This is a genomic window from Paenibacillus sp. V4I3 (assembly GCF_030817215.1).
In the GTDB taxonomy this organism is placed as follows: domain Bacteria; phylum Bacillota; class Bacilli; order Paenibacillales; family NBRC-103111; genus Paenibacillus_E.
The window spans coordinates 8,050,593-8,065,002 of record NZ_JAUSZA010000001.1 but is presented as its reverse complement, the minus strand read 5'-3'; the positions used below and the strand labels follow the sequence as shown (position 1 = coordinate 8,065,002).

The 14,410-nt window shown below is 38.7% G+C and carries 18 protein-coding genes, 1 pseudogene and 2 riboswitches; of the genes and pseudogenes, 18 read left to right on the top strand and 1 reads right to left on the bottom strand.

Annotated features, from left to right (window positions below; all coding sequences use genetic code 11):
* The first annotated feature begins 213 nt into the window (after window positions 1-213).
* The 6 genes from QFZ77_RS37350 (at window position 214) to QFZ77_RS37325 (ending at window position 3,592) form a co-directional block, all read left to right on the top strand.
* Window positions 214-690: an HAD domain-containing protein gene (locus QFZ77_RS37350; protein WP_307448964.1), complete on the top strand. Its 477-nt coding sequence runs from the start codon at window positions 214-216 to the stop codon at window positions 688-690.
* Between the two features lie 18 nt (window positions 691-708).
* Window positions 709-1,005, top strand: a complete 297-nt coding sequence (locus QFZ77_RS37345) for a hypothetical protein (RefSeq protein ID WP_307448961.1) — start codon at window positions 709-711, stop codon at window positions 1,003-1,005.
* A 43-nt stretch (window positions 1,006-1,048) separates the two neighbouring features.
* Window positions 1,049-1,483, top strand: coding sequence for an NUDIX hydrolase (locus QFZ77_RS37340; RefSeq protein WP_307448957.1), 435 nt, complete (start codon window positions 1,049-1,051; stop codon window positions 1,481-1,483).
* Window positions 1,484-1,523: 40 nt separating this feature from the next.
* Window positions 1,524-1,970: a hypothetical protein gene (locus tag QFZ77_RS37335; protein ID WP_307448954.1), complete on the top strand. Its 447-nt coding sequence runs from the start codon at window positions 1,524-1,526 to the stop codon at window positions 1,968-1,970.
* Window positions 1,971-2,247: 277 nt separating this feature from the next.
* A riboswitch (ZMP/ZTP riboswitch) is annotated at window positions 2,248-2,329 on the top strand.
* A 45-nt stretch (window positions 2,330-2,374) separates the two neighbouring features.
* Window positions 2,375-2,920, top strand: coding sequence for a GNAT family N-acetyltransferase (locus tag QFZ77_RS37330; protein WP_307448951.1), 546 nt, complete (start codon window positions 2,375-2,377; stop codon window positions 2,918-2,920).
* Between the two features lie 147 nt (window positions 2,921-3,067).
* Complete coding sequence (locus tag QFZ77_RS37325; protein WP_307448948.1) at window positions 3,068-3,592, top strand: GrpB family protein; 525 nt, start codon at window positions 3,068-3,070, stop codon at window positions 3,590-3,592.
* Window positions 3,593-3,656: 64 nt separating this feature from the next.
* On the opposite strand, the gene QFZ77_RS37320 is transcribed toward QFZ77_RS37325, so the two are convergent.
* On the bottom strand, window positions 3,657-3,818 hold the full coding sequence (locus tag QFZ77_RS37320; RefSeq protein ID WP_307448946.1) for a hypothetical protein: 162 nt from the start codon (window positions 3,816-3,818) through the stop codon (window positions 3,657-3,659).
* 80 nt (window positions 3,819-3,898) lie between these two features.
* Window positions 3,899-3,982: riboswitch (cyclic di-GMP riboswitch) on the bottom strand.
* Window positions 3,983-4,405: 423 nt separating this feature from the next.
* Between QFZ77_RS37320 and QFZ77_RS37315 the strand changes: the two genes are divergently transcribed.
* The 12 genes and pseudogenes from QFZ77_RS37315 (at window position 4,406) to QFZ77_RS37260 (ending at window position 14,188) form a co-directional block, all read left to right on the top strand.
* Window positions 4,406-4,978 carry a hypothetical protein gene (locus QFZ77_RS37315; RefSeq protein WP_307448943.1) on the top strand — a complete coding sequence of 191 codons (573 nt, stop codon included), beginning with the start codon at window positions 4,406-4,408 and terminating at the stop codon, window positions 4,976-4,978.
* Window positions 4,942-5,268 (top strand): hypothetical protein, encoded by a 327-nt coding sequence (locus QFZ77_RS37310; protein WP_307448941.1) that lies wholly within the window; start codon window positions 4,942-4,944, stop codon window positions 5,266-5,268. Before QFZ77_RS37315 ends, QFZ77_RS37310 begins: the two co-directional genes overlap by 37 nt.
* 264 nt (window positions 5,269-5,532) lie before the next feature.
* Window positions 5,533-6,081, top strand: a complete 549-nt coding sequence (locus QFZ77_RS37305) for a GNAT family N-acetyltransferase (protein WP_307448938.1) — start codon at window positions 5,533-5,535, stop codon at window positions 6,079-6,081.
* Window positions 6,082-6,195: 114 nt separating this feature from the next.
* The gene (locus tag QFZ77_RS37300; protein ID WP_307448935.1) at window positions 6,196-6,891 is read left to right on the top strand and encodes a hypothetical protein; all 696 of its coding nucleotides are present in this window, start codon (window positions 6,196-6,198) and stop codon (window positions 6,889-6,891) included.
* Window positions 6,892-7,051: 160 nt separating this feature from the next.
* On the top strand, window positions 7,052-7,489 hold the full coding sequence (locus QFZ77_RS37295) for a hypothetical protein (protein WP_307448931.1): 438 nt from the start codon (window positions 7,052-7,054) through the stop codon (window positions 7,487-7,489).
* A gap of 168 nt (window positions 7,490-7,657) precedes the next feature.
* Window positions 7,658-8,134 carry a DUF6980 family protein gene (locus QFZ77_RS37290; protein WP_307448928.1) on the top strand — a complete coding sequence of 159 codons (477 nt, stop codon included), beginning with the start codon at window positions 7,658-7,660 and terminating at the stop codon, window positions 8,132-8,134.
* Window positions 8,135-8,726: 592 nt separating this feature from the next.
* Window positions 8,727-8,966, top strand: a complete 240-nt coding sequence (locus QFZ77_RS37285) for a hypothetical protein (protein ID WP_307448923.1) — start codon at window positions 8,727-8,729, stop codon at window positions 8,964-8,966.
* Between the two features lie 74 nt (window positions 8,967-9,040).
* The gene (locus QFZ77_RS37280) at window positions 9,041-9,976 is read left to right on the top strand and encodes a DUF4037 domain-containing protein (RefSeq protein WP_307448920.1); all 936 of its coding nucleotides are present in this window, start codon (window positions 9,041-9,043) and stop codon (window positions 9,974-9,976) included.
* A 109-nt stretch (window positions 9,977-10,085) separates the two neighbouring features.
* A complete protein-coding gene (locus tag QFZ77_RS37275) occupies window positions 10,086-10,436 on the top strand; it encodes a hypothetical protein (protein ID WP_307448757.1) in 351 nt (116 codons plus the stop codon).
* Window positions 10,437-10,657: 221 nt separating this feature from the next.
* A pseudogene (locus tag QFZ77_RS37270) lies at window positions 10,658-11,943 on the top strand (IS110 family RNA-guided transposase).
* Between the two features lie 504 nt (window positions 11,944-12,447).
* A complete protein-coding gene (locus QFZ77_RS37265; RefSeq protein WP_307448917.1) occupies window positions 12,448-13,062 on the top strand; it encodes a DUF3221 domain-containing protein in 615 nt (204 codons plus the stop codon).
* A gap of 397 nt (window positions 13,063-13,459) precedes the next feature.
* Window positions 13,460-14,188: a stalk domain-containing protein gene (locus tag QFZ77_RS37260; protein WP_307448914.1), complete on the top strand. Its 729-nt coding sequence runs from the start codon at window positions 13,460-13,462 to the stop codon at window positions 14,186-14,188.
* Window positions 14,189-14,410: the final 222 nt, after the last annotated feature.

The window sequence follows — 14,410 nt, the reverse complement described above, 5'->3', positions numbered from 1 at the left end:
TTGCTTGATCAATGCAGTTGCATTAGAAGGCTGTCTAGTCGTTATGATGATGTTATGTAAGTTTGAGGTGGGGGCTGGTTTCCACCATTTTTTTGTTTATCATTTTTTGGATATGCCATAGGGACTACCAGACCTATTATGAGTAAAATATGAAGCGATACGACAACATGTAACTTCCAACATATGGTATAATGTGGTGACAATTATACGTCGATGAAGAAGATTTTATTTGGGGTGAATTGGTTGAAGTTAATCTTTTTAGATATTGACGGAGTTTTGGTTACAACAAATTCATTAATACCAAGTGATAAGTATTTTGGTCATACTTTCGACCAAAACTGTGTTCAATATTTAAAAGAGATTCTTAAGGTTACTGGAGCAAAAATAGTTATATCTTCTTCATGGAGAGAAGGCAGAACCTTGGCACAATTACAGTCTATGTTTAAAGCAAATGGCATAGAAAATTGCATAATAGATGTAACACCTTCTTTTGACAATGAAACAATTAGAGGAATCGAAATAAAAGCATTCTTAGATGTTTGTAAAGATGTTGAGTTTTTTGTCATTATTGATGATGAAGAGAAAATGGGTGACCTAGAGCCATTCCTTGTGGAAACTGAGTTTGGAACAGGAATAACTGAAAGCGTTAAAGACCAAGTAATAAGTAAGTTAATGAAAAAGCCTAATTGAATAAAGGCAGGTTATTAAATGAATTACACATGTCTAGTTTGCGGTTTTGATAAATTAGTCAACCCACCATATGATGAAAAAGGTAATGAGTCATACGATATTTGCTCTTGTTGTGGCTTTGAATATGGTGTAGATGATTTTAATTATGGACTCGTAAATGCTTTTGAAAAATACAGAAGGGATTGGATTAATAAAGGTACAGTGTGGTTTTATTCATCACTCCAACCAGTAAATTGGAATTTAGATAAACAATTAATAAATATCTCTACAATCAATCCAATATATATGCCATTTTACCTTCGTGATAAGGTGTAACATCGCTTTAAAAAGCAATTTTAGCTTGAAGGAGGAAAAGGATTTGAATCCACGCGCTAATACTTTAGGAATCGTTGCTCGTAACAAACAAATACTTGTCGAAGAACAATCAGGAAAACATTCAAAAGGAAATGGCTTTTACTACAGACCAATAGGTGGAACAATCGAACTTGGGGAACACTCGAAAGATACTCTTGTTAGAGAATTTCACGAAGAACTAGGTGTCGAAATAACAATTAAATGTCACGTCAAATGTATAGAAAACATTTTTAAAATCGATGAGAATATAGGGCATGAAATAACTCAAATATATCTCGTTGAATTTAATGAGCCAAATCTATACGAGGTAGAATACTTCAAGGTTATTGAAGGTAATAAGATTACATACGCTAAATGGATATCAGTTAATGATTTTGAACGTGGACATAAGATTTTATATCCTAATGGCTTAACTGAATTGCTTAAAGACATTACATAAAACATGGGTTTAATCATAGTAGTCGATTGGAGGGTATCAATTGGACAAAGAACAAATCCCTGATGAAGTTTCTTTATCAAGGAGAAATGAAATGGAAAGTGTATGGGATATAAGTAGACGATATTGGTATCCGTTAAACGAATGTAAAAGAAGCGACCTAATTGCTTTTAATGCTGATTATATTGAGGATGATAAGATTAAGCATGAATGTATACTAACCATCTTAAATGAACATGGAGTAGACCAGATATATGAATTTCTTGAAACAGGTCAGTCGTATAGAATACAGATATCAGACTTGCATCCTTTCTATGGTTACTATGATGCTATAGGGGGAGAAGGCTATTGGTGTTCAGATAAAATGGACTGGATAATTTATGCTTCCCATGAAGGTACAATAACTTTTGGTGGAGATTGGCTGGTTAGCAAATTAAAGTCCGTCTGGATTGATTGGAGAAACCATGTAGATTGGGATTCTAAGAACTAATAAAAGAGAAGTTCTTATCAAAGAAACCACTCCATTGTTAGTAGTGGCTTTGTCTTTATATACTAAACTAAATCTTATGGTCAAACGATACTCTGTGGTTAGATACAGTGTGGTGAACCGATCACAGGCAGAAAAAAGGAGCATTACGCTAACGAATAACTATAGTTGAGAGGCTTGCTTCGCAGCAACTCCTCTTTTGTTTAGTGAAATAACGGACAGTAAAGCGCAATAAAATCCTTGATTTCCTTATATTTTCCAGCTTATAATATAGTAAATATTTGGTATGTGTGACTGGCGAAAACGTAGATCACTACGGGGGAGCGCATATTTCATAAAAGCCGTTCGCCTGGGCAAAGTATTTGGTCAAATGACCGAATACTTTTCTATTTTAAGGGGGAATTGCATTGGTTAATTTTTCAGATCGAAAGCCCAGTAAAGGTAAACTTAATAGCCAATGGATTGATATTAGAAAAGCTCTAATTGAAGACTTAGACGAGGTGCAGAAATTATATGTAGAAGCAGCTAAATGGATTCGCTCCTCGCAAGGTATCGTTCAGTGGAACGAAGATACGTTTACGATGAATTATTTGGAGCAATTTATTCGTGAGAAAGATGTATTTGTCGCATACCTGGATGGTGAGCTTGTGGGCTGTTTCTCTGTACAGTGGAAGTACGAAGAAATATGGGGAGAATTATTTCATGATAATGCTGGTTACATTCACAGGTTAGTTGTTTTGCGGAAGTATAAGGGACAGGGCATCGGAAGCCATTTCCTTACTTGGGCGGAAGACTATATAAAGAACGAAGGAAAAAAATGGTTAAGATTAGACTGCATGGCGGATAACCCAGTGTTAAATCAATACTACCTTAGTCAAGGATTGGTTTTCCAGGGGAGATACAACGGTCATGGGTGGAGCGCAAATTTATACGAGCGTGAAATTACAGATTAGTTGAAAAAGTGGGTAAAGGTATTCCTTTTTGAAATTTCTATGCTAACGGGGAACGATAGCGCGATAATCAGAGAGCAGATTACCACGCGGCATCTACTCTCTTGTTTCGTTGAAATAATAGATGCTCAGCCAAAGAGGAGGGAACCTATGGAAACGGTGAAGATTGAAGAATATAACGATGAATGGCCATTTTATTACCAAGAAGAGAAAAGAAAAATTGAGGATGTTATGACTGATAAAGCAATTGCTATTGAACATATTGGCAGTACATCTGTTCAGGGTCTAGGAGCAAAACCGATTATCGACTTCATGGTCGGAGTAAAGGATTTAAAAGAAGTTGAATCATTTATTGAACCCCTTGCAGGGATAGGATATGAGCATGTTTTTCATAAGGAATTCCCTAACAGAAGGTTCTTTAGAAGAGGTCAATGGAGAGCAGGAACGCATCATTTGCATATTTACGTTTATGGAAGTGAAGAATGGAATAACAATATTCTATTCAGAGATTATTTAAAAACCCATCCTGAAACGCTTAAGCAATACAATCAATTAAAAAAAGAACTTGCAGAAAAGTATCCTCATGACAGGGTTGCTTATACCAATGCCAAGCATCCATTTATTATTGATGTAATTCAAAAGGCAAATTTGATCGAGAAAAATAACCTCCGTTGATTACGCTAAGGGGTAACGATAGTTACATACCGAAAGGGCTGCCGCGTGGCAGTCCTTCGTTCCGTTAACTGGCATTTCGTCCCTTTAAAACCCATTCAACTAATAGATTTAATCGCTCCTCAGAAAAGTCCGAAATTTGAAAATTATACTCTTCGCACGATCCATCTTCCTGTTTTAAATCTTTTTTTGTAGTCTGATTCTCATTCAAAATTTTATCGATATGCATAAGTGATCATTTCCTTCCCAATTACTTTATGTTAATAATTGTTTGCAAGGAAAGAGACGTAAAAAAGACCATCTCTCTCAATGAAAGAAGGTCGGTTGCACTATTCGCTCCACCAGGTCAAAGTGCCCATATAAAGACTTGGTTTCATAGCTCCCTAATATAATTCTAATGACTCAAATTATACATCCATATTCATCGTTTAGTAAAGAACCCAACACTCATTGGAGTACAATTAAAAATTGATATTAATTATCATTACTTCAAATTTGTTCATAGCGTCAGTGGTTAGTGATTTTTTTCAATTTAAATTAGCGTGTATGAAGAACATTGATAAATCAAGGTTTTTCGGATAACTATCAAGGAATTCTTGATAGGAGAAAACAGTACTGTTATAATCCATCTTCGTCAACTTTATTCATATCACGCATCTATAGATGTGGCACTGAAGTAAAGGACAGGTTACTTTGGTAGGCGTCCGGGTGTACGAGACATCGTTCCTGATGACAGGGCATCGTTGAGGGGCGATATTTACATTAAATAGAATATATAATTAACAAAATAGACTGATTAAAGGAGAAGAGAGCATCATGGTACATTCCTACGAAATACCGCCATTGTTGGGTGAGATCATGGCATGGGAGAAGGAGATCAAGCAGAAAGTTCCTTACTTGGAGACACCGACAGGCTATTTTCTGCAATTTGACCCGAGTGACAACGGCGGGTACAGAAGTTCTCCAACTGACGCGATTATGTTCGCACGTACAGGAATGGGCGGCATTCATTTTTCCTTCCTGACGGATTTCGGTTCCGTGACTGATTTAAGTTTGGCGCCGATCATTCGCGTTGACCCTATGAATTTTGGCAATTGCACGAAATTAGTCGCCAACAATATAAGAGATTTTTTCGTACTTCATTTTTCTGAACATGAAGGGCTTTTGCTGAACGATTTTGAATCCGAGGAACATTACCTGTCCTATTTGAGAGACCAGGAGGATGAAGATGAGGACAACGAGGAAGAGAGCGAGATTTCGACAGGAAGAAGTGGCAACGGCAGAAGATCGAGGTGCGTGACTTGGCTATGCAGTGCTTCGGCTTTCAGTGCATCCCTGAGGGATATGCCTACATGCAAGAGGTACGGCGAGCACGCTGGAACGAACTGATCCTGCCCACATCTGATGGATTGGGAGTCACGGCACGGGGCACATCAGTTGATGGCCTGAATAGACCGGCTCATCACCCGTGGCATATGAAGGAAATACCGGGCTGCAATGTAGAACAATTAAAGGCGTATATTGCTAGCACGGAGAAAGCAGGGTTATTTGGCTTTATCCGTGACTGTCAGGTCCAAGCAGTGGATGATTACGAAGTTATCCGGGCGATCTGCGATCAACTTATTTTGCTCGGTTTGCCTCTAGAAGCCGAAAGGCTGGCTTACTGTATGGACATATAATCGTGGTACCGTGGTTTAACTGGTTAGATGTACTTTTAATATAAAGCTGGAACGAGAGCTTAATAAACGATAGTGCAGGAGCGTGCCGCGATGCAGCTCCTTTTTCATTGAGGGACGGGCAGTAGAGCATGATTGTGAAAGGGAAATTTATGGAAATTTATGGATCAAGAGAACTTCAAATGATATCTTTAGAATAGCTTGATAAACGAACTCCGCAGATGCACTAGTTAGGCGGAATATCCTAAACCATGGAAGGAGAAATACATGACTCAATTCCCTATATTAGAAACAGAAAGATTTGTACTTAGACAGATTAAACAAGATGATTCAAAAGAAATATTCCAATATTTCTCTATGGATGAAGTTACGAAATTTTATGATTTGGAGAGTCTTACGAATATCGAACAAGCAGAAGAACTAATTCGCAGATGGAATCAGAGATTTGAAAATAATCAAGGAATTCGCTGGGGGATCACTTTGCGGTCGGAAAGCAGAGTAATTGGAACATGTGGATTTCATGGTTGGGCAAAAAATCATTGTAAAATTGAAATTGGATATGAACTATCACCAGAATATTGGCGGCAAGGTTTTATGACTGAGGTGATTCCGAGAATAAATGAATTCGGATTTAACAATCTTGGATTAAACCGAATTGAAGCATTTGTAGAACCAGAAAATATGGGATCAAGAAAGGTACTTGAGAAAGTTGGGTTTAGAGAAGAAGGGATATTGAAGGAACATTTTTATTGGAGGAAGCGGTTTGTTGATACTGTCATATATGCATTACTTAAGAAAGACTATGAAGTGCGTTAAGTAGTAGGATTAAAAGTAACATGCTCCCAAGATCATTCCGCTAACGGGGAACGATAGCGCAACAACTCGCCATGCAGCATCTGCTTCTGGTTTCGTTAAAGTAACGGGTATCATGTGGAAACAATTCAAATTTTGTTTCGTCTTGATCAAAAGAAAGAGAAAAAGTCAACGGAGTTGAAAAGCGTGAATGCATATATGATGACTGATATAACTAATTTAATGCTTATCCATATAAAACGTGGAATGCGTATAATATTACTTTTTCTGCTGTTAGGTTTAAACACTGCTGAACCCGTTTATGCGACAAGTTGGGCCGATTTACCTGCCGATGATGTTATCTCAAAGGCGTCTATCGTGGTGGAAGGCACGTACGATTTTTCCAAGAGACGCGGCGAACCTAAGATGATGTGGGTAGGTTACGACTTCAAAGTGAGCAAAGTCTACCGAGGGGACGTTGCGACTAGTTTGGTGGCAGGGATTGACGGCTTCGATACCGGGTGGGCGGATGAGTATCAACGGGAAAACGGAAAATTTCTGTTGTTACTGGAGAAAGCGGAGCAAGTACGTTACCCGACGCCTATCGCTGGGCCGAACGGGATGGTCCGAATCAAAGACGGAAAAGTACAGCATCATGATGAAAAAGAGCGTGAGGCTTTCCAGGCGTTTATCGACTCTACGGTGCATACAATGCCTAAGCAATCCACTGGGGTGACTAGGGATGCCGGATATCTGTGGTGGATCGCTGCGCCGCTCGTGCTGATTGTACTTCTTTTCTTTCTTATCTACCGTTTCAGGCGTACCCGAAGTTGAGCTAACGAGGAACTATAGTTCAATCACACTATATGACGGCAGCCGGCACACGATCGGCTGCCGTTGTCAGTTGAAGTAACGGGCAGTTTTTTTCAATACTTCATGATAAAATGGATTAGAGGATGGAAGAACAAGTAAATATAAAGGTGATATTATTTTTATGACAAACTCAAGGTTCAAAGATACTGGTGAAAGAGTTTACGACTTTTTATTTAATCATACTCTTATTGAGTGCCCCCATTGTATGAAATGTGGTAAAGGGATAAGAAAGATTGAAGGGAAATTCGGATATATTCTCCAATGTAAACGTTGTGGTGTTTTGAGTGACCCAATGGTTGGCACGTGGGGGATCGGAACTTTTATGGGGCTGAATCTTTGGTTAAGGACTAATTGTTGTAGCAACTTGCTTTGGGCATATAATAAAGAGCATTTAGATTTTATGGATAATTATATCAACTCTTCAATGCGTGAAAGAATCCCCTATAAAAATCAGAGCTTGGCAAGCAGGCTTCCTGATTGGATTAAGAGTGGAAAGAATCGTAATGAACTTTCAAAAGGAATTGCAAAATTACGAAACAAGCTTGAAATTTGCGAATAAACCGAAGAATTTTTTAAGCTAACGCAGAACGATAGCTCCATAATATTGTAATACCAAGGCTTCCGGTTTCGCTCGGTAGCCTATTCCGCTATCGGGCAGTTTAATTGAGGGAGTTTTTGCTCTGGGTGGTATATAATTGAGCTATAGGTGAAGGCAGGTGTGGATTACATGGATTGTAAAACTTATAAAACGAATTATGAAAAATATCAACCGCCGTTGAAACAAGCAGTTTGGCAAACAAAAGAATATGAAGAACATGTTGAGCATTTTCATCAATGCACTCAATGCAGTGAATGGGTAATGGAACAGACTGCATTTCATAAGGGAATAGATGCATCGAAATATTGTTGTGTTGAGATGGCATACCACTTGTCGGCTGGAATAGGTGTGGACCCGTACCAGGATGCCGATGTAATCATAATTCATTATAAGAAATATGATGAGTATGGCATACCGATAAAAGATGGAGGCACTTCATTTATCTCAATCAGCAATTGTCCTTGGTGTGGGACGTTACTTCCTTCTTCAAAGAGGGATTTGTGGTGGGATACACTTCAACGATTAGGTTATGAAGAAACCTCCGAACAAGAGATTCCTAAAGAATTTGAGACGGATGAATGGTGGCTTAAACTAAAGTCTGACTAAACTAACGAAGAACGATAGCTCAATAAACATCAGGAGAAGGCTGCCGAAATCAATAGATCGGCAGCCTTCTCACGGGCAGTTATCGGCAACAAGTATATGTATATATTAGCGTTATAGCATATAGATATAATTATAGGAGGTGGGTTATTGAAGAAAGTGGCATTATATATAAGCGCAGTAATTGTAGTGTTCATTTCTTGGTTTGCTTCTCGTTATTCCTTCCATATGGTGACGAATGGTGGTCAATTTATAAAATCGAGCAGATTCATTTTGATGTTTCGATTGCTAAGATATCATGGTTAAAAATTGTGATATTTGGAATAGTTAGTGTCGTTTTAGGATTTATTTGCTTCAAAAATCGTAAACAATAAAATTGGACAAGAAATCCGTTCAACTAACGGTGAACGAGAGCTGAATAAACAATAAAACTAGGCTGCCGTGGAAATTGATCGGCAGCCTTTTGTGCTAACGAGAAGCATAGAGAAATAAACATTCAAATTAATTCGAAAATGGGATGCGGCAAGATGATTTTAATGGTAAAATATGGCTATTAGATGAATATAAGAATGATTTCCTTTGAGGTGAATCCTTTATGGTTAACCAAAATGATTGGCGACTTATGGGGCAGGAAGATTATTTGTTAGGGGCAACTCTGTTTTGGCAGGAGTATAAACCTTATTCTTCGTCCTGGGATCATGACCATTGTGTATTTTGTTTCGGTAAATTTAAGGATGGCGATAAAGGATATAGCACTGCCGACAAAAATCATTGGATATGTCTTGAATGCTTCGATGATTTCAAGGGAAAATTTCAATGGCAGGTTGGAGATTAATTTAAATATCAAACATATACCTGTAAACAGATGGGATTTTGCAGTAGTGAGACTAACAGTATGGGAGTGATGAAATGAAAGGCCTTCAGCTAAGTAAACAATTCTTCTTTGAGGTCGGGCTGCCAAGAATCAAACATGAATTACCAGAGATTATGCCCTACCTAGCTGCAGGATTAGGCGGGGGCTCTGAGTGTCATGAAAATGATGATGAGATTTCCCGTGATCACGGGTGGGGACCAGGCTTTGGAGTTTGGTTACAAAAAGATAAGAAGGAACGATTCGAAACGGAGTTAAGAGCAGTCTTAGATCGACTCCCTAAACAATTTATGGGATACGAGTGGGCTGAAGAAAAGGATGCCAAGTATGCTTGTGTCATTCTAAATATTGATGATTTTATCATTGCTAAAGTTGGAATTTCAGATGCACCTTCAAATGAGTTTGAATGGCTAAACATCGCTGAAGAGCGACTGTTTGAAATAACACATTGCCGCATCTTTTATGACGCACCTGGTGACACTACTCGCAGATTTAATTCTTTTAAACAGTATTATTCTGAGGATGTTTGGAAAAAACGCCTGTCACATCATATCTATGAACTTTGGCGATGGAATATACAGTATGTGAAGCGATCTGCAACTCGCGGTGATTTTGTTACTGCTGGGTTACTTTGGGGAAGATTCGCGGAGCATGTGATGAAAGTTGGCTTTCTTTTAAACCGAGAGTACGCACCTTATGAAAAATGGCTATATGTACAGTTTCTAAAGTTACCGCGTTTGGGGCAGGAAATAGGCCAACTAATTTCAAGGGGAATCTTTCACCCATCAGAAATTGTTAACATAACAGAACAACTCGAAGCTATTTTAATAAATGATTTGAAAAGAATCGGATTTGAGCCACATGATGTATCTGAGGCTGCTTACCCTAGAGAAACAATTAAATTATTGGAATTCTGGAAAGGGATCGTGGATTCAATAAAGAACCCAGAAATCAGACAATTTTCATTCAACTAACGGGAGAACTTTAGTACAATAAGCATGGTGCAGATCCTCGGCAGTTGACCCAATATGAAATAATAAAGTGTTTAACTATTGTTGAAAAAAAGCGGAGGAAGTGAGGAGTGTGCAGGTCTTTGATACACGTCAAATTAATAATTTATTGACGGGGATTGGCCTAGCTTGTGAACTTGAGGCTACCTCTGAAATGAATCGTGCTTTCGTAAAAGTACAAGTTATAAATAAACAGAAATTCTTAAATAAGATTGAGCCTAACTCGGCTAGATTTTATTTGAGAAAATATGAGGTGGCTTCAAAATATCTAGATAATGATTGGGATGTTACGGATGACGAACTATTCGACTCTGTTCATGAGGTAGACATTATCGGAATCAAAAATCTTGAGATACAACTCGGTAAGTATTTAGATGATTTCAGAAGATTGGTAAGCGAGTGGAAATGTGACAATCCATTATAAAATTAGAAACGACGTTACGCTCTAACGGAGAACTATAGTTCAATGATGGCACGACGGCAGCCACAGAAACGATCGGCTGCCGTCGTTGCGCTAACGGGCAGCATTCCTATTATGTAGAAATACGAGGTTTGAAAAACAAAAAGACTCCTTGGTATGATGTTCATGGGTCCTAGATGCTGGCCAGCGAACGGTTCCAAAAACATTACCAAGGAGACTACAAGATGCATTCTACTCAAAATGAAAGAATTAATCAAATTACTTCTTCTACACTAATTGTCGGTGTCGACATTGCAAAATTCAAGCATGTGGCGCGTGCACAAGACTCCCGCGGAGTCGAGTTCGGCAAGCCAATCACATTTGAAAATAACCGAGAAGGATTTGAGTTATTCGTTAGTTGGTTTCAAAAGATCTCGTCGGAACAAGGCTTTCAGGAGGTCATCGTTGGCATGGAGCCGACCGGTCACTACTGGCTGAACCTAGCTCATTTTCTACGAGATATACAAGTTACGTATGGTGTGGTAAATCCACTTCACGTGAAGAAAAGCAAAGAACTAGACGACAATTCTCCAACGAAGAATGACATCAAGGACGCCAAAGTCATTGCACAGCTGGTCAAAGACGGGAGATACGCCATACCAAGCCTACCGCAGGGCATTTATGCCGAACTGCGGGAAGCGATGAAAATTCGCGAACACCTGACGACTGACCTATGTGTTGTGCAAGCACGTATCCATAACTGGCTAGATCGCTATTTTCCAGAGTTTCTGACGGTATTTAAGGATTGGGAGTGCAAGTCTGCCATCCAGATGCTGAGCCTTATTTACTGCCTCACGAGCTTGTTCACGTCCCGGATGAAGCCTTGCTGCAGCACCTGAGAGCAGCTGCAAAGCGAGGGCTTGGTCTAGGTCGGATTAAGAATCTAAAGGAGGCAGCGAGCCGTTCTGTAGGCATACGAAACGGTTCGGAGTTAGCTAAGATGGAGCTGAAGTTACTGCTGACTCAGTACGAATGGTTTCAGAGCAGGTTCGAAGAATTGGAGTTCAAATTGGATGAACTGCTTGTGCAGATTCCACATGTAAAGCAATTATTAGCCATAAAAGGGATTGGTAGGGACACCATTGCAGGATTTCTTGCTGAGGTAGGTGACATAAGTCAATACCGTCATCCAAAGCAGATTACGAAACTTGCTGGATTGAATTTGAAAACAAATTCCTCAGGAAAACACATCGGACAAACCAAGATAACCAAGAGAGGCCGGAAACGCCTTCGTGCCTTGCTCTTTAGAGTAATGATGCCGTTGGTCGCTAAAAATGCAGCCTTCCGAGCCTTACACGAGTATTACACTAAACGTCTTGTGAATCCATTGAAGAAGATGCAGTCCCTCATCGCGTTATGTAACAAACTCATACGTATCTTTTTCGGCATATTGAAAAAGGGACATGAGTTCAGTGAAGAAAAGATGATCCAGGATATTCCTCGATTTATGGAGTTACCGCAAGCAGCTTAATGAACGCTTTTTAGTGATTATGACCGAAGCAAAGCAAGAAAACAAGAAGCATGGATGAGTCAGAACGACGTTAACATACGGACGAAGATCCTGTCGGGCAGCATATCTGACCTCCACCTCATGGACAGGTTGAATGAAGGAATGTGGGAGCGTAGACTCTGTGAGATATGGGAGGGTTCACCGCCATGAGCTCGTGTGGAGATCCAAAGGTGCAACCATACTTTACCGAATTTACCACTTTTTAAAGTGAGTGGTTTTAGGTGGAGACTTTTTTGCGCCTTCGTTAGCCCCATAAATTTCTTCATCTACAATTTAGTTCCATAGTAATGCTATCTATTCAAAAGAACAATCGGTCAAAATCTAAGAAAACGAGAGCATTTTAGAGTTAAGTGATTCTCCATAGAGGGAGTTTAGTGGAAAATGATTCATGTATTCAATCACAGTGAATACATGCTAAAATGGAATCGTTTAGCACTGTAACGGTTAGTTTAGAGGGGAAACAATATGAAAAAACTAATAAAATGGATATTACCATTAGTTCTGGTATCAATAATTACTAGTTGTGATAGGAATGCGGATATTTCAGAAAATACGACTTCACCCAATATGACTGGAAAAATCACCGCTATCGACACCGAAGGAAGAAGGTTTCTAGTCGTTTCACCTGACAAATTCCTAGATCAAGCTAAAAAAATGCCAGATGCCACTTGGTTCAGTATTTTGGACAATGTGGATATAGAGTATAAAGGGAAGACGTTTAAAGCTGAAGATGTAAAAATTGGATCAACAGTTAAGGTGTGGAGCGAAGGTAATATGAAAACGAGTTACCCTGGACAAACAGGTGGTATTCGTTTTGAGATTACTGCCATTGATCCAGGGAAAGGTGACGCTATGGGGAGAGTCACAGGTATAGAGAAAACTGGCGAGGGTTTAAACGAGAACTGGTATGTAAACGTAGATGGGGTAAAATATAGTCTGTTTATATTCACACAAGTATGGAAAAAGGGAAATCTTTTGAATGTTACTAGTATTAAGGTGGGGGATCAAATAAAGATTTGGTTCGCAGGGTATGATTTTGAAGGTTTTGAGAAGTTTGTGACGCAGGTCGTTATCTCCTAATTAAGATAATTATTTATAAGGTGTTGTGTATTAAATTCATTGAAGATTCAACTAACGGAAACGATAGTTTAAAAAAGAGACAGTCTAGAACTTTATTTTCATGTTCCAGGCTTACTGCTCTGTTTATTATTCAGTTTAGTCTAATACTTATTTTACAAGAATTGTCGTTTTATTTTTGCTGGACAAGACAAATACGGTGAAATTCTAAAAATTTTATTACCCTTCGAGTAGTATGGAAAACTATTTGAAGGGTAATTTTTTATGTAAATCATCACTGGAACAAAAATGGAAATAAAAAATGTATTTATAAAAAACATGTCGTAATTTGTAAAAAAGTGTATAATTCAATGAGGGCAAATTTTCCAAATAGAAGTTAATTGAGGAGGACTTTTTAATTATGAGTAAACTTAAAAACTTTAAACTAATAACAAGTGGATTTGTATTGGGAGCAGTTTTATTTGGTGGGGTTTCTTATGCGGCATCAGGAGCAGTAAACTTGGAAGCTTATTTCGGGGTCAAAATCATGCAGAATGGCATTGACAAAACACCAACGAACAAGCCCTTTATTGTTGATGGAAGTACATACGTACCGTTACGAGCAGCAGCTGAGCTCCTTGGCGTACCTATCGATTGGGATGGAGAGAATGGGGCTGTAATAATTGGGGAAAAGGTAACTGGAACCCCTCTGAGTGCACCTAACAAAGTGTCTGTAAGCGATGATGATAAGGTGAGCATAAGCTTAGTTAAACCAACGATCACAAGCAATCAACCAATGGTTATTAACGGGAAAAAATATGGTCAAACAGGTTTCGCCTTAGTTAGTGAGCAACACCTAGGAACATGGAAATCAACAGTAATGCATTTCAACTTAAATAACCAGTATAAAAATCTAGTACTTTCTGTGGGATTTGATGATGAGAGTCTGGATAAATCTGCTTCTCGTAGTATCACGTTTAAGAATCAAGATGGAAAAGTGCTTCAAGAAGTAGCAATTGGTAAAGGTACTGTACAAGAAAAAATAGAAATTAACGTTACAGGAGTTACAAAATTAGTGGTTGAGGTTGATGGAACCGGTTCTATTTTATCATCTAATGTTGATTTTATTAATCCTGTACTGATGCAATAAAAACAAAATAAGAAGAAGGATAGCCCTCGGTTTTTCTTCTTCTTATTTTGTTTCAATATTAATATTTCTGGTACAGCATTGAAAGTTGTGATGTTTACGCTTTAAGGAGATTCTAGGTGAAAAAAGTGCGGTTATTCTAACGGATAACAAAAAGAGGAGCTTACCTCGCGGCAGCTCCTCTTTTTGTTCATTCAAGTAACGGGCAGGATAACGCAACTTATG